Source organism: Pseudonocardia sp. TMWB2A, from assembly GCF_017312135.1.
The window spans coordinates 436,759-452,010 of the sequence record NZ_QKQY01000002.1; the positions used below are offsets into that span (position 1 = coordinate 436,759).

15 protein-coding genes are annotated in these 15,252 nt (G+C 74.3%); 10 read left to right on the plus strand and 5 right to left on the minus strand.

Annotated elements, in window-relative coordinates:
• Positions 1–67 precede the first annotated feature (67 nt).
• Positions 68–784, minus strand: coding sequence for an alpha/beta fold hydrolase (locus DMP17_RS16370; protein ID WP_226356172.1), 717 nt, complete (start codon positions 782–784; stop codon positions 68–70).
• 166 nt (positions 785–950) lie between these two features.
• Between DMP17_RS16370 and DMP17_RS16375 the strand changes: the two genes are divergently transcribed.
• From DMP17_RS16375 to DMP17_RS16400, 6 genes are all read left to right on the plus strand, one after another.
• A complete protein-coding gene (locus tag DMP17_RS16375) occupies positions 951–2,141 on the plus strand; it encodes an FAD-dependent monooxygenase (RefSeq protein ID WP_337829970.1) in 1,191 nt (396 codons plus the stop codon).
• A 111-nt stretch (positions 2,142–2,252) separates the two neighbouring features.
• Positions 2,253–3,173: a LysR family transcriptional regulator gene (locus DMP17_RS16380; protein ID WP_226365692.1), complete on the plus strand. Its 921-nt coding sequence runs from the start codon at positions 2,253–2,255 to the stop codon at positions 3,171–3,173.
• Positions 3,170–4,273, plus strand: a complete 1,104-nt coding sequence (locus DMP17_RS16385) for a mandelate racemase/muconate lactonizing enzyme family protein (RefSeq protein WP_226356169.1) — start codon at positions 3,170–3,172, stop codon at positions 4,271–4,273. The genes DMP17_RS16380 and DMP17_RS16385 overlap by 4 nt, the downstream gene beginning before the upstream one ends.
• Before the next feature lie 27 nt (positions 4,274–4,300).
• Complete coding sequence (gene catA, locus DMP17_RS16390; protein WP_337829971.1) at positions 4,301–5,140, plus strand: catechol 1,2-dioxygenase; 840 nt, start codon at positions 4,301–4,303, stop codon at positions 5,138–5,140.
• Positions 5,140–5,424 (plus strand): muconolactone Delta-isomerase family protein, encoded by a 285-nt coding sequence (locus DMP17_RS16395; protein ID WP_337829972.1) that lies wholly within the window; start codon positions 5,140–5,142, stop codon positions 5,422–5,424. Before catA ends, DMP17_RS16395 begins: the two co-directional genes overlap by 1 nt.
• Positions 5,425–5,741: 317 nt before the next feature.
• Positions 5,742–6,176, plus strand: a complete 435-nt coding sequence (locus tag DMP17_RS16400) for a hypothetical protein (RefSeq protein WP_337829973.1) — start codon at positions 5,742–5,744, stop codon at positions 6,174–6,176.
• A 97-nt stretch (positions 6,177–6,273) separates the two neighbouring features.
• Here the strand turns inward: DMP17_RS16400 and DMP17_RS16405 are convergent, their stop codons facing one another.
• Positions 6,274–7,047, minus strand: a complete 774-nt coding sequence (locus DMP17_RS16405; protein ID WP_337829974.1) for an IclR family transcriptional regulator — start codon at positions 7,045–7,047, stop codon at positions 6,274–6,276.
• Positions 7,048–7,188: 141 nt separating this feature from the next.
• Here DMP17_RS16405 and DMP17_RS16410 point away from each other — a divergent pair, with 141 nt between their 5' ends.
• The 4 genes from DMP17_RS16410 to DMP17_RS16425 are packed head-to-tail and all read left to right on the plus strand — an operon-like array spanning position 7,189 to position 11,239.
• Positions 7,189–8,538: a DUF1932 domain-containing protein gene (locus DMP17_RS16410; RefSeq protein WP_337829975.1), complete on the plus strand. Its 1,350-nt coding sequence runs from the start codon at positions 7,189–7,191 to the stop codon at positions 8,536–8,538.
• Positions 8,535–9,956, plus strand: coding sequence for a TRAP transporter large permease subunit (locus DMP17_RS16415; protein WP_337829976.1), 1,422 nt, complete (start codon positions 8,535–8,537; stop codon positions 9,954–9,956). The genes DMP17_RS16410 and DMP17_RS16415 overlap by 4 nt, the downstream gene beginning before the upstream one ends.
• Before the next feature lie 22 nt (positions 9,957–9,978).
• Complete coding sequence (locus DMP17_RS16420; RefSeq protein ID WP_337829977.1) at positions 9,979–10,263, plus strand: hypothetical protein; 285 nt, start codon at positions 9,979–9,981, stop codon at positions 10,261–10,263.
• On the plus strand, positions 10,256–11,239 hold the full coding sequence (locus tag DMP17_RS16425) for a cyclase family protein (RefSeq protein ID WP_337829978.1): 984 nt from the start codon (positions 10,256–10,258) through the stop codon (positions 11,237–11,239). Before DMP17_RS16420 ends, DMP17_RS16425 begins: the two co-directional genes overlap by 8 nt.
• Positions 11,240–11,245: 6 nt before the next feature.
• Here the strand turns inward: DMP17_RS16425 and DMP17_RS16430 are convergent, their stop codons facing one another.
• The 3 genes from DMP17_RS16430 to DMP17_RS16440 are packed head-to-tail and all read right to left on the minus strand — an operon-like array spanning position 11,246 to position 15,234.
• Positions 11,246–12,247, minus strand: coding sequence for a LacI family DNA-binding transcriptional regulator (locus DMP17_RS16430; protein WP_337829979.1), 1,002 nt, complete (start codon positions 12,245–12,247; stop codon positions 11,246–11,248).
• Between the two features lie 33 nt (positions 12,248–12,280).
• Positions 12,281–13,834 (minus strand): SLC13 family permease, encoded by a 1,554-nt coding sequence (locus DMP17_RS16435; RefSeq protein ID WP_337829980.1) that lies wholly within the window; start codon positions 13,832–13,834, stop codon positions 12,281–12,283.
• On the minus strand, positions 13,831–15,234 hold the full coding sequence (locus tag DMP17_RS16440; RefSeq protein WP_337829981.1) for a class-II fumarase/aspartase family protein: 1,404 nt from the start codon (positions 15,232–15,234) through the stop codon (positions 13,831–13,833). Before DMP17_RS16440 ends, DMP17_RS16435 begins: the two co-directional genes overlap by 4 nt.
• Positions 15,235–15,252: the final 18 nt, after the last annotated feature.

The window sequence follows — 15,252 nt, forward strand, 5'->3', positions numbered from 1 at the left end:
TCCGCACGAACACGGGAGCGGGCCCCCGGGACACCCGGGGGCCCGCTCCGGCGGGTCACGGCGCGGCTCAGGCCTTCAGCAGGGCCTCGGCCAGGGCGTCGGGGCGGGTGAAGCAGCCCTCGTGGCTGCCCGGCACGGTGACCGGGGTGACCCCGAGCCGCTGCGGGAAGCGGTCCCAGCCGTACTCGCCGGGCGGCAGCGCGACGTCCTCGGTCGAGAGCACGTAGGCCACCGGCACCCCGAGCGTCGCCGGGTCGATCGGCTCCACGGTCTCGGTGAAGTACTGCAGCGGCTGCGGCACAAGGAGCTCGTGCACCAGGCGCTGGACCGGCTCGTCGGCGTCGTTCATGAACGCGCCCTGCCACACCTCGAACGGCAGCGCCACGGAGTTGTTGCCCGAGGCGGCGGCCTGGCCCTCGAACAGCTCCCGGTACTGCGGGGGCACCTCGTCGTTGAGCGAGCGGCCCGCGGCGGGCACGAACGCGCTCCAGTAGACGAGCTTGCGCAGCCGGGAGGAGACCCGGTGCGCGGCACCGGTGATCACGTAGCCGCCCCAGCTGTGCCCGACGAGCGTCACGTCGGTCAGGTCGTGCGACTCGATCAGGTCGACGACCGCGTCCACGGTGTCGGACAGCCGGTAGCGGGTCGGGTCGTCACCGTCGTGCAGCCCCGGCAGGGTGGGGGTCAGCACGCGGTGTCCCGCCGCACGCAGCCGCTCGGCGACCGGGCGCCAGGCCCAGCCCCCGTGCCAGGCACCGGTCACCAGCACGAACGTCTCGGACATCGCTCACTCCTCGTCGAGGTCGGAACGGGGCAACGGCCCCCGGCGGGTGAGCCTGGCGGACCGGCGGGTCCCGGAGAAGGGGCCGTGCGGGTCGTGCCGAAAGCGGTCCCGACTGAGACGATCCGTGGAGGAATACCCCCTCGGTATCCGTGTCAGGATCAGAGTCATGGACGAATCAGTGGTGATCGTCGGTGCCGGGATCGGGGGCCTCTCGCTGGCCCTCTCGCTGCACGCCCGCGGCGTCCGGGTCACCGTGCTCGAGCGGGCGGCCGAGCTGCGCGAGGTCGGCGCGGCCGTCGCGCTGTCGGCGAACGGGCTGCGCCCGCTGGACGAGCTCGGCCTGCTGGGCGAGCTGGAGAAGGTGTCCGCCCAGCCGACCGAGCTCATCCACCGCGGCTGGCGCGACGACGAGCGGGTGACCGCCTTCCCGGTCGGCTCCGACGGCAGCTACCGGCGCCGCTTCGGCGCCCCCTACCTGGGCATCCACCGCGCCGAGTTCCAGCGGGTCCTCGCCGGCGCCTGCCCCGGCGGGATGGTGCGGCTCGGCTGCGAGGTGACCGCGGTCGACCCGGACGGGACGGTCACGCTCGCCTCCGGGGAGCGCGTCCGGGGCTCGGTCGTCGTCGGTGCGGACGGGGTGCACTCCCGGGTGCGCTCGGTCGTCGACCCCGCGGCCCGCCCCCGCTACACCGGGACGTCGGCCTTCCGCGGGATCGTCGACGTCGCCGACGCCCCACTGCTGCCCGACCCCGGCGCGATCCAGTTCTGGATGGGCCCGGACGCGCACGTGCTGCACTACGCGATCGGCCCCCACGCCGAGCAGATCAACTTCTTCGCGGTGCTGGAGGGCCCCGACCCCTGGACCGGCGAGACCGGGCCGACCGACACCGACCCCGGCACCCTGGCGCGGGCCTTCGACGGCTGGTCCCCGGGCGTCGTGCAGATGCTGACGGCGGTGCCGCAGTCCCCGCGCTGGCCGCTGTACACGCTGCCCCCGATGACGCGGTGGTCCCGCGGCCGCATCGTCCTGCTCGGCGACGCCGTGCACACGATGCTGCCGCACCACGGACAGGGCGCGAACCAGTCCATCGAGGACGCGGCGGTGCTCGCCGACCTGCTCGCCGCCCCCGGTGCGCTCGACGGCGGCCACACCGCGGTGTTCGACCGCTACCAGCGGCTGCGCCGGGCACGGACCCGGTCGATCCAGCGCAGCTCGCTGGTCACCAGCGGGCTGCTGCACCTGCCCGACGGCCCGGCGGCCGAGGCCCGCAACGCGGGGCTGACCGGGCTGGACCCGTGGCTCACCTGGATCCACGGCGTCGACGCGCGGGCCGACACCCGGCCCGTACCGGCCTGACCCTGCGATTCAGCTACTCCACCTCTGGATCGGGCCTTTTCCGGTCTTTGTGTCTACAGAGTCGCAGGCCTACCGTCAGGTGACGCGCCGGGTGCGAGGGAGGTGACGGGAATGGATCTGCGGCAGCTCCGCTACTTCGTGGCGGTCGCGGAGACGCGGCACTTCGGCCGCGCCGCCGAGCGGCTGCACATGGCCCAGTCCCCGCTCTCCCAGGCCATCCGCCAGCTGGAGAGCCAGGTCGGCGCCACCCTGTTCGAGCGCACCACGCGCCGGGTCGACCTGACCCCGGCGGGGGCGTCGCTGCTGGAGGACGCGCGGCGGATCCTGGCCGGCGTCGAGGACGCGCGGCGCCGCGTCGAGCAGGTCGCCGCGGGCACCGAGGGCGTGGTGACCGTCGGTGCGACCGACCTCGCCGCCTACCGGCTGCTGCCGCGGCTGGCCCGGGTCGCCGCCCGCCGGATGCCCGGTGTGGCGCTGCGGTTCCTGCCCGGGCTGCTCACCGCGGCCCAGGAGGACGCGCTCGACGAGCGCCGCATCGACCTCGCCGTGCTGCGCCCGCCGGTGGTGCGCCCGGAGATGTCGGTCCGCCCGATCGCCCAGGAACGGCTGATCGCGGCGCTGCCGGCCACGCACCGGCTCGCCGGGGCCGGGACGGTCGCGCTGGCCGAGCTGCGCGGCGACGACTTCGTCGCCTACGGCGCCCCCGGGTCGGTGGTCGACTCGGTCGCCACCCAGGGCTGCCTGGACTCCGGGTTCCTCCCGCGGCGCCGCACCGAGGCCCGCGACACCCCCATCCTGCTCACCCACGTCGCCGCCGGTGCCGGGGTCGCGTTGCTGCCCGAGTCGGTGCGCGCCCTGGGCACCGAGGGCGTCGTCTACGCCGACCTGGACCGCGAGCTGCGCGTCGACCTGGCCCTGGCCTGGCGCACCGACGACGACTCCCCCGCCCTCGTCCGGCTGCTCGACGTGCTCGCCGAGCGCGCCCACGAGCTGGACCCCCGCCCCGCCACCGTCCCCGGAGGACCGCAGTGAAGATCGTGGCCGTCGAGGCGATCCCGTTCGCCGTGCCCTACCGCAAACCGCTGCGGTTCGCCTCCGGCGAGGTGCACACCGCCGACCACGTGCTGGTGCGGGTGCACGCCGAGGACGGCGTCGTCGGCGTCGCCGAGGCCCCGCCCCGCCCCTACACCTACGGCGAGACCCAGGCCTCCATCCGCGCGGTGGTCGACACCGTGTTCGCCCCGGAGATCGTGGGCCTGAGCGTGTTCGAGCGGGAGCGGATCCACGCCGTCCTGGACCGCACGATCGGCAACCCCACCGCGAAGGCCGCGATCGACATGGCCGTCTGGGACGTCATCGGGCGCCGGCTCGGCGTCGGCGTCTCCGAGCTGCTCGGCGGGTACACCGACCGGATGCGGGTCTCGCACATGGTCGGCTTCGCCCCCGACGACGTGATGGTCGCCGAGGCGCGGCGGATGCGCGACGAGCACGGCGTCACCACCTTCAAGGTCAAGGTCGGCCGCCGCCCCGTCGCGCTGGACACCGGCGCCTGCCGGGCGCTGCGCGAGGCGCTGGGCCCCGACGTGGAGCTCTACGTCGACGGCAACCGCGGCTGGACCGCGTCGGAGGCCGCGCGGGCCCTGGACGAGATGGCCGACCTCGGCCTGACCCTGTCCGAGGAGCTCATGCCCGCCGACCAGGTGCTCGGACGACGCTGGCTCACCGCCCGCACCACCGTCCCGACCGTCGCCGACGAGTCCGCCACCCGCCCCGGCGAGGTGACCCGCGAGCTGCTCGACGGCGCCGCCACCATGATCAGCATCAAGACGGCGCGGACCGGGTTCACCGGCTCGCAGCGGGTGCTGCACCTGTGCGAGGGACTCGGCACCGAGGTGGTCATGGGCAACCAGATCGACGGTCAGCTCGGCACCGCCTGCACGGTCGCCTTCGGCGCGGCGCACCGCCACACCAGCGCCCGCGCCGGGGAGCTGTCGAACTACCTCGACATGAGCGACGACCTGCTCACCGAGCCGCTGCGGATCAGCGGCGGCGAGCTGCGCGTCCCCTCCGGGCCCGGCCTCGGGATCGAGATCGACCCGGACAAGCTCGCCCACTACCGCACCGACACCTGAGCACCGACCCACCACCAGGAGTAGGACATGTCCGAGACCGCCACCGCCGCCGGCTCCGGCGCGAACGCCACCGCCACCTTCGCGAAGAAGGAGCGCAGCGGCGCCGCCGCCGACCCGGCCCGGGTGTCCGCCATCGCCACCGACACCCTGCACGCCCTGCACGAGGTCATCCGCAAGCACCAGGTGACCTACGCCGAGTACGACGCGCTCAAGGCGTGGCTGATCCAGGTCGGCGCCGACGGCGAGTGGCCGCTGTTCCTCGACGTGTTCGTCGAGCACGTCGTGGAGGAGGTCGCCAACGCGGACCGCCGCGGCGCCGTCGGCACCATCGAGGGCCCCTACTACGTGCCCGGCGCCCCCGAGTTCGAGTCCGAGGCCACCATGCCGATGCGGGCCGGGGAAAAGGGCACCCCGCTGCTGTTCCAGGGCACCGTCACCGACCTCGACGGCGCCCCGGTCGCCGGCGCGACGGTCGACCTCTGGCACGCCGACGACGAGGGCTACTACTCCCAGTTCGCCCCCGGCATCCCCGAGTGGAACCTGCGCGCGGTCATCCACACCGGCGCCGACGGGCACTTCGCGTTCCACACCATGCAGCCCGCGCCGTACCAGATCCCGACCGACGGCTCGACCGGCGCGTTCGTCGACGCGGCGGGCTGGCACCCGTGGCGGCCCGCGCACCTGCACCTCAAGGTGTCCGCGCCCGGCAAGCAGCTCGTCACCACCCAGCTGTACTTCGACGGCGGCGACTACGTCACCGACGACGTCGCCCAGGCCGTCAAGCCGGAGCTGATCCTGCGCCCCGGCCCGGCCACCGACGGCACCGGCAACGAGGTCACCTACGACTTCGCCCTGGACCCCGCCTGATGGCCCGGTTCGCCGTCCGGATGGAGGTCGACCTCCCCGCCGACATGGACACCGACGTCCGGGCCGACCTGCTGGCGCGGGAGAAGGCCTGGTCGCAGCAGTGGCAGCGCTCGGGTGAGTGGGTGAGCATCTGGCGCTGCGTCGGCGAGTACGCCAACCTGTCGATCTTCGAGGTGCGCGACAACGAGCAGCTCCACGAGATCCTGTGGGGCCTGCCGCTGTTCCCGTACATGACGATGCAGGTGACCCCGCTGGCCACGCACCCGTCGGACATCCACGCCTGAGCCCCCGCCGGGGCGTCCGGACCTGGTGACGGGCGCCCCGGCGGTCCTACGCTGACCCCGCTCGACGCGAGGACGCGATCGGACGGGGGCGGGCCGGTGCCGCAGGCACGAGCTGTGCCCGACCTCCCCGGCGGACCCGGGCACCACCGGGGCCTGGGAGCGGGGGCCTCCGGGCACCCGGCCCGGGACTGGTTCGGCGGGCACCTGCTCGGCTGAGCCCGCCCGGTTTTTGCCGTCGGCTGTCCCAGGGCTGTCCGCGGGCTGAGGTGGGGCGTCCTAGCGTCGGGGACACAGCGACGACCGTCCCCGGAGGCCCGATGATCCCGCCGGATCTGCAGCTCGTCGGACCCGCCGAGTCCGCCCGCGACCAGACCCTGCTGCTGCTCGCCGGCGACCCGGCCCTCACCCGGCTCGGTGTCACCTTCGCGACCGTCGTCGCGCTGCCGGGGATCGGCGGGTCGCACGCCGTGCCCGCCCGCGTGACCGAGGACGTGCTGGCCCTCACCTGGTCGCCGCCGCACGCCGCGGCCGACGGAACGGTGTGCCAGCGCGTGTGCCTGTCGGTGGTCCCGCCCCGCGACGGGCTCCGGCGCCGGGGCGCGGCGGTCCTGCGGGCCGCCGGGCGGGCCCTGCTCGGCGCGGGCGGCTCGGTGCCCGGGGTCGTCGCGATCGGCGTCGCGCGGCCGCACATCCAGCGCTGCGTCGGCGACGGCGTGGTCACGACCGGGTTCGACGTCCTCAGCCGGGGCTGACCCCGGCGCCGCAGGCTCGCCGCGAAGGACCGGCACGACCTCGCCACGATGGCGCTGTTCCTGGTCGCGACGCCGGACGGCCGGTGAGCTCGGCGGCTCAGGGCTCGGGCAGCGACCGTCCGATCGCCAGGGCCGCCCGCCGGACCTCCAGTCCCAGCGCCGCGGTGCGGTCCTCCGGGATGTCGTCGATGTAGCCGGCGACCTGCACCGCGGCGCGCACGTCCCCGCCCAGGGGCACCGCCGCCGCGACGCTGGCGACGCCGGGCTCACGCTCGCCGCGGGCCACCGAGTAGCCGCGTTCGCGGATGCCGGCGAGGTCGGCGGCCAGGGCCGCGTCGTCGACGTGCTCCCCCGCCTCCGTCGCCCGGGCCAGTACGGCCGTCACGTCCTCGGCGCAGCGCTGGGCGAGCAGCACCTTCCCGGCGCCGACGTGCAGCGGCAGCCGGGCACCGATCGGGAGCTCGTAGCGCAGCCGCCGGGCCCCGTGGGCGCGGGTGAGCACCACCCGGGCGTCGCGGTACTCGCGGAACAGCGACGCCGTCAGCCCGGTCTCGCCCGCCAGGTCGATCAGCACCGGGCTCGCCGCCCGCAGCAGCGGGTTCGTCGCCAGATAGGCGTGCGCACCGAAGGTCAGCGCGACGCCGGGCCGGTAGCCGGCGCTGTCGCGCTCGACCCGGTCCCGGGCCTCCAGGACGGTGAGGATCCGCTGCGCGGTCGCCACCGGCAGCCCGGCTCGCCGGGCGATCTCGGTGAGCCGCAACGGCTGCCGGGCGTCGTCGAGGACCTCCAGCACGTCGATCGCCCGTTCCAGCGACCGCATCGTCGATGCGGACCGCTCGCCCGGCGCCTGGTCCCTGCTCTCCGTCGGCACGGGCTGATTCTCACACAGTGAGAGACAACAGTCGCCGACCGGTACGGCCGACCCGTTGACACGTTTACCGCTCCGTGCGCACACTACCCGCAGAACGATAGCTCTTATCACTGTATGGAATACCAGCTGCAAGGAGGCAGAGTGCGTACGACAGTGCTGGGACTCGGCGAGGCCGGGGCCCTCTACGCGGCGGGGCTCGTCGCCCGCGGCGGCGACGTGACCGGGTACGACCCCGCGGACACGGCGACCCCCGACGGGGTGCGGCGCGTGGACACACCGGCCGAGGCGGTCCGCGACGCGGAGCTCGTCCTGAGCCTGGTCGGCGGGAAGGTCGCGCGGGCCGCGGCGGAGTCGGTCGCCGCGCACCTCGCCCCCGGCGCGGTGTTCGTCGACATGAACTCGATGGCCCCCGACGCCAAGCGCGACACCGCCGCGCTCGTCGGCGCCGACCGCTTCGCCGACGTCTCGGTGGTCGGGTCGGTGCCCGAGCACGGGGCCGCGACCGGCGTGGTGATCAGCGGCGCGGCGTCGGCCCGGGCGGCCGAGGTGTTCCGCGCGCTGGGCGCCCCGGTCGAGGACATCGCCGGCGAGCCGGGTGACGCGTCGGTCCGCAAGCTACTGCGGAGCAGCTTCATGAAGGGTCTCGGTGCGCTGGTCGTCGAGTCGATGGCCGCCGGTGCGGCCGCGGGCGCCGAGGACTGGGTGCGCGGGCAGATCGCGTCCGCGCTCGCCGGCGGCACCGCGTCGATGGACCGCCTGCACGACGGCACGCTCAAGCACGCCGACCGCCGCGCCGGCGAGGCCGGGTCGTCCGCGGAGCTGCTGGACTCCCTCGGTGTCCGTCCGGTGATGACCGCGGCCGCCGCCGAGCTGCACCGGGACCGCGCCGACGCCGCCCTGGCGCCCGCCGACGACCTCCTGGCCGCCTACTCCGGGCTGGCTGTGGCCAACATCGGTGACGCCCGCGACCGCATGGGCATGATGGACGGCGGCATCCGTGCTCTCTGGCGCGGCGCGCGGGTCGTCGGCCGGGCCCGCACGGTGTGGGTCCGCGCGGGCGACAACCAGGCGCTGCACCGGGCGATCGCCCGCTCCCGGGCCGGGGACGTGCTCGTCGTGAACGGACACGGGGACACCACCCGCGCCCTGCTCGGTGAGCTGATGGCCGAGCGCGCGACGAAGCGCGGTGTCGGCGGCATCGTCGTCGACGGCGCCCTGCGCGACGTCGTCGAGCTGGAGAAGATCGGCTTCGCCGCCTGGGCCCGCGCGGTGACCCCGGCCGGCCCGTACAAGAACGGCCCCGGCCAGGTCGACGTGCCGGTCGCCGTCGGCGGTGTCGTGGTGCGCCCCGGCGACCTGGTCGTCGGCGACGACGACGGCGTCATCGTCGTCCCCGCCGCCGAGGCCGCCACGTCCCTGCTGGGCGGACGTGCGGTCGAGGCCGACGAGGCCGCCCGCCGGGCCGCGATCCTCTCCGAGCCGGTCCGATGATCGCCGTGTGGGCGCTGGTCGCGTTCGTCGGCGTCATCATCGTCTGGAACGCGGTGTTCAAGCGCAACATCGGTGAGGCGATGATCCTCGGGTTCGTCGCCGTCTGTGCGTTCGTACTGCTCGGCGGCACCGTCGACGGCGGGTCCGCCTGGTCGGCCATCGGGGAGTCGGTGCTCGACGCGCTGCAGGAGGAGGTCACCTTCGCCGGGCTGGCCTTCGTGTTCATGTCCTACCTGCTCACCCGGACGCCGGTCCTGGACAAGCTGATCGACCTGCTGAACTCGGTGCTCGGCCGGCTGCGCGGCGGCCCCGTCTACACCGCCACCGCGGCCGGCGGCATCTTCGGCGCCATCGCCCACGTCGGCGCCGCGGTCACCGCGGCGGTCGGCTCGGTGACGGTGCCGTGGATGAAGCGCTCGGGCGTGAAGCCGGAGCTGGCCGCGACCGTCGTCGCCGGGGGCGCCGGGATGGGCGTCACCTTCCCGTTCTCGGCCACCATGTTCATCCTGGTCGGCGGACTGGCCGCACAGGGCGTCATGCAGCCGGACGAGATCGTGAAGCCGCTCGCGATCGCCGGGCTCTGGTGCCTCGGCTACCGCTTCGTCCTGTCCTGGTTCCTGGTGCGCCGCAACGGTATCCAACCGATCGCCGCGGAGGACCGCATCCCGTTCGGGCGCAGCCTGCGGTCGGGGTGGACCTCGCTGCTGCTGTTCGGCCCGATCCTGGTGCCGCTGCTGCTCACCCGGGGACCGGTCGCCGACGCGCTCGGCTCCTGGAGCGGTGTCTCCGACGCGATGAAGAAGCCGGTCGAGCTGGCCGACGGCACCGCGCTGGCCGCCCAGCCGTACACGATGCCGGACGTGATCAGCCTGATCACCTGGATCCCGGTGCTGATGATCGTGCTGGTCCTCGTGCTCGGCCGCCGTCACCTGCCCCGAACCACCTCGGGCTGGTGGGCCGCGATCGGGAAGGCGGCGCCGTCGTTCGGCGTCATCGGCATCACCATCGTCGCGGCGTTCTCCGCGGCGAACCTGCTGGGCGACCTCGGCCTCGCCGAGCAGCTGGAGTCGGTCCTCGCCGGGCTCGACGCACCGGGCTGGGTCATGGCCATCGCGATCGGCGTCATCATCGTCGCCATCGCGATCCCGCTGACCGCCAGCGCCACCATGGCCGCGGTCGGGCCGGTCGCCGTCATCGCGCTGGCCGGAGCGGGCATCCCCGCCCCGGTCGCCGCCGCCGCGGTGCTGGTGTTCGCCTCCACCGAGGGCGCGTCGCCGCCGTCCGGAGCGCCGATCTACGTCGCCTCCGGCATCGCCCGCGTCGACCCGGTCAAGACGTTCATCCCGCTGCTGACGTACTACTGCCTGCCGATCCTCGGCATCGGCGTCCTCATCGCGACCGGCCTGCTCCCGGTCTGACCCACCCGCATCGGAGACACCCATGAGTTCGACGACGATCTCTCCCGACCCCGCCACCGGTACCGCCGCGCGGATCACGACCGCCCTGTTCGCCGTGACCGTGGTGTTCTTCCTGCTCGCCGGCCTGGTCATCGTGGTGGGCCAGACCGCGCTGCTCGGCCTCGGTGACGCGACCGCCGCCCGGGGCTGGGCCTCGACGATGGCGCCCTACGCCTTCGGCGGCGCGTCGGCGGCGGGCCTGCTGTCGTTCGTCCTGTCCTACTGGCAGGGCCCCGGCCACGGCGACGACGCGGCCGACGATGACTGACCCGGCCCGGCGGGAGGTGCCCACCCACGCCGAGCTGGCCGGGCACCACCCGCCCGGGTCGAGCTGGGGCGTCTTCGCCACCGACCCCGAGCGCGGCACCGCGAACTTCGCGGGCGCCGACGAGGTGCGCGACGGCGCCGCGGCGGTCACCCGCGGCGCCGTGTTCGGTCTCGACCACGCCCTGGACGCGTTCGACCCGCCGATGGCGCGGGCGCGGTCCGCACCCCGCCACGAGATCCTCTCCGCCCATCCCGAGGCCCGCGACGACGTGCTTCACGGCTTCTACCTGCAGGCGACGTCGCAGGTCGACGGGCTGCGCCACCGCAGGGCGTCCGGGTACGGCTTCTACGACGGCGTCCCCGACGAGGCGATCGTCGCGGGCGGCCCGGCCCTGGGCGTGCAGCGCTGGGCGGAGAAGCCGATCGTCGGGCGTGGGCTGCTGGTCGACGTCGAGGGTCTGCTCGCCGAGGAGGACACCCCGCTGGACCACCGCGCCGGGCCCGCGCTCGACGCCGACGTCCTCGACCGTGCGGTGGCCCGGCAGGGCGAGCGGGTGCGGCCGGGCGACATCGTCATGGTCCACACCGGCTGGGCCCGCTGGTTCCTCGACGCCGGCCACGGACTGCGCGACGAGGTCCGCGCGGCGCGACGCGCCACCGGGTTCCGGCAGTCCCACGACCTGCCGCGCTGGATCTGGGACCACCGGGTCGCGGTGTTCGCGACCGACACCTTCGCCGTCGAGGTCCTGCCGGTGGACCCGACGAGCCCGTTCGCCGACAGCGCGCCGGAGGACGACGGGATGATGCACCAGGAGCTGATCGCGAAGCTGGGTGTGCCGCTGGGCGAGCTGTGGAACCTCGACGCACTGGTCGCCGACAGCCGCGCGGGTGGCGGGTGGACGTCGTTGACCGTGGTCAAGCCGCTGCACCTCGTCGGGGGCGTGGGCTCGCCGCCGAACGCGACCGCGATCCGCTGACCGGCGTCACAGTCGCCAGCGGGTGCTGACCGACCCGCGGGTCCGCACCTCGCCGGCCAGCCGCAGGATGCCGGTCTCCGGCGCCTCGCCGGCCATCGCGGCGATCAGCCGTCGCGCGGCGTGCCGGCCCATGTCGGCCAGCGGTGGTGCGAACGTGGTGATCGCCGGGCGCCAGATCGCGAACCACTCCGGGTCGCCGAGACCCGCCAGCGACATGTCCTCCGGGATCCGCACACCGCCCTCCCCCGCCCAGCGCAGCACGCCCATGACCAGCCGGCTGCTGAGGGCGACGACGGCGGAGGGCAGGTCGTCACCGAGACGCCGCATCGCGACGGCGCCCCCGTCGGCACTGAACTCGGTGACCAGCACGCGAAAGCGGGGACCGTCGGTGCCGTTCTCGACGAGGCCCGCGTCCTCCGCGGCGCGGCGGAACCCGGCGAGACGTTCGGCGCTGGTGGAGAGCTGCGTCGCCCCCACGATCGCGACGACGTCGGTGTGCCCGGCTTCGAGGACGCCGCGGGTCAGGTCGGCGACGCCCGCGACGTCGTCGCTGACGACGGCGCTCGCGGTCGTGTCGCGGGTGTGACGGTTCAGCTGGACCACGGGGAGACCGGGCGGCGCGGTCCCGTAGGGGTCGACGGGGACGTGGACGACCCCGTCGACCTGTCGGTCGAGCAAGGTCTCCCAGGCCGCCCGCTCGCCGGAGGGGTCGTTGCCGGTCGCCAGGACAAGCAGCTGGTAGCCGGCGGCGTGCAGGTCGGCCTGCAGGACGGCGGCACTGGCGGTGTAGAACTCGTTGTGCAGGTCGGGCAGCACCAGGCCGACGACCCGGCTGCGCCGCTCGCGCAGGGCCCGGGCGGCGGCGTTGCGGCGGTAGCCGAGCTCGGCGGCGGCGTCGAGGACCTTCCTGCGGGTGTCCGGGTCGACGTAGCCGTTCCCGCTGATCGCGCGGGACGCCGTGCCGGTGCCGACCCCGGCGAGCCGGGCGACGTCCGCGAGGGTGCTCACGGGAGTCGAACCTACCCACCGGGATCGGCGGACTCAGGGCAGGGCGAGCCCCATCATCGAGCCGATCCCGACGGTGGCGAGCAGGATCAGCGGGACGGTGGCGAGGTCCGCGACGACCCCGGTGCGGATCATGCGGATCATCGGGACGTAGCCGGAGCCGTAGACGATCGCGTTCGGCGGGGTGGAGACCGGCAGCATCGCGCCCGCGTTGCCGCCGAAGATCGCGGCCATCGCCGGGATCAGCGGGTCGACGCCGATGGCCACCGCGATCGGGATGACGATGGGCACGACGATGCCGACCGAGGCGGTGTTCGACGTGGTCTCGGAGATGGCCATGCCGAGCACGACCGCGACCAGGCAGAGCAGCAGCAGCGAGTCGACCCCGGTGACCGCGGCGACGGCGGTACCGACGGTGTCGGCGAGCCCGGTCTGGCTCATCATCCGGCCGATGGTGAGCCCGACCCCGACCAGCACCACGGTGCCCCAGTCGATCCGGGAGGCGTCCGGCCAGGACAGGGTGCGCTCACCGCCGCCTGCGGGCAGGAAGAACAGCAGCCCGGCCGTCGCGACGACGACGGCGCCCTCGTTGAACCGGTCGAGCACGGTCGCGAGCAGGGTGTCCGGGGTGACCAGGCCGAGGGTCTCCAGCAGCGACGGCACCACCCACAGCGTGACGGTGACGAGGAAGATCCACAGCACGTTCCGCTCGCCGCGACTCATCGCGCCGAGCGCACCGTGCGCGGCCCGGAAGTGCTCCTGGCCGCCCGGGATCCGCCGGGTCTCGGGACGGTTGAGCAGCAGCAGCGTGGTGAACATGACCACGCCGAGCGTCAGCACGTAGGGCGCCGACATGGTCAGCCAGTCGAACAGCGGGATCTGGTAGCCGGTCATCTCCTCGACCGCGCCGCGGCCGATCACGTTGGCGATGCCGGTGATCGGTGTAAGGACCGACCCGACGCCCGCCCCGTAGGCGATGGCGAGCATGAGCATGCAGGAGAAGCGCGTGCGGTGGTCGCTGACCTGCGGGTTCCGCTCCTGGATGAGGTCTCCGACCGTCCGCACGACTCCGACGCCGATCGGCAGCAGCATGGCCGCGGTGGCCGAGGACGACACGAGGGTGGCGAGCAGCATCGCGACGACGCCGAACGCGAGTGCGGTGCGGTGGGTGCTGTTCCCGATGCCGGGCAGCGACAGCACCCGCAGCGCGAAGCGCCGGTCGAGCCCGTGCACGGTCATGGCCCGGGCCAGCAGGAACGCACCGATGACGAGGAAGACGGTCGGCGACCCGAAGGCCCCGAACACCTCGGCCGGGGTGCCGACGCCGAGCAGCACCAGCAGCGCGATGCCGATCAGTGCGGTGGCCGCGATCGGGATGGTCTCGCAGATCCAGAGCAGGACGACGAACCCGAGCACGGCGAGCATCCCGCGCTGCTCGACCGGCAGGTCGGGCAGCAGCAGGGCGGCCAGCATGATCGGGACGACGGCCCAGGCGCCGACCCGGCTGCGGACGCGGTCGAAGCGGTTCTCGGGCCCCTCGGCGTCGCCCTCGGTGGCTGCGACGGCGGGCCCGGCCGTCGGGGCGCTCACGACGCCAGCTCCGACAGCGGTGTGGTGACCAGCTGCGGGCCCGCGGTGGACTTCCAGCTGGCGACGGCGGCCTCGGCGATCGCGGCGGCCTCGCCCACGTAGTCGTCCGCGGTGACCAGCGGGTCGGGCAGCAGGTCGGACCGTCCCTGCTCGGCGGCGACCTCGGGCAGCACGGATGCGAGGGTCCGGCCGTCGCGGCGGGCCCGGGTCGCGGCCTCGTAGACGAGGTCGTGGGCGTGTTCACGCCCCATCGCCGCGGCGAGGGAGATCATCTGGGCCTCGGCCATGACCAGTCCGCCATCCTGCTCCAGGTTGGCGCGCATCCGCGCGGCGTCCACCCGCATCCCCTGCACCACGACGAGTGTCTCGCTCAGGGCGGTGCCGGCCAGCACGGCGAGCTGCGGGATCACCTGCCACTCGATCTGCCACTCCCCCGCGGCCCGCTCGTGACCGGACTCCTGCAGGCGTGGCAGCGACGAGGCGAGGGCTCCGGTGGTCCCGGTCAGCCCGATCACGATCTCCGAGGAGATCGGGTTGACCTTCTGCGGCATGGTCGAGGACGCGCCGCGGTGGCTCTCGAACGGCTCGAAGACCTCACCGATCTCGGTGCGGGACAGGTCCACGACGTTGCGGGCGAGCTTGGCGCAGGTCGCGGAGACGGTGGCGCAGAGCCAGCCGAACTCGGCGACGCCGTCGCGGTCGACGTGCCAGGGCACGTCGGTGTGGTGCAGGCCCAGTTTCGCGGCCACGGCGGCCCTCGTCTCCGCGGAGCGCGGTCCGAACGCGGCCGAGGTCCCGCCGGCGCCGAACAGCGAGACCAGGGCGATCCGCGGCGCGGCCTGCGCGAGGCGTTCGCGCTGGCGGGCGAACTGGGCCAGCAGCGTGCCGAGGGTCGCGCCGAAGGTGGTGGGGACGGCCTGCTGCGCGTGGGTCCGGGCGGCCATGACGGTGGTGGCATGCTCGGCGACCCGCTCCGCGAGGGCGTCACCGACCTGGGCGAGCCGCCGGTCGAGCGCCGCGAGCGAGCGCGCGAGCTGCAGCGCCTGGCCGGTGTCCATGATGTCCTGGGTGGTGGCGCCGTAGTGGACTCGCCCGTCCGGGCCGGGCGGCAGCGTGCCACAGACCTCACGGACCAGCCCGAGGATCGGGTAGCCGACGTTGCGGGCGGTCCTCCACAGCGTCTCGCGGTCGATGTTCGCCGCCCGCGCCGCGGAGACGATGGCCGCCGCGTCGTCCGCGGTGATGACGCCGAGCTCGGCCTGCGCCGCCGCGAGCGCGCGCTCGGTCGCGAGCCAGCTCTCGACGGCCGAGTCCTCCGAGAAGATCGCGAGCTGTTCCTCGTCACCGGCCAGGTGGGTGAGCAGGGAGAACGGGGACCGTCCGGCGATCGGGGTCGTCATCGAACCTCCAGGGCGCTG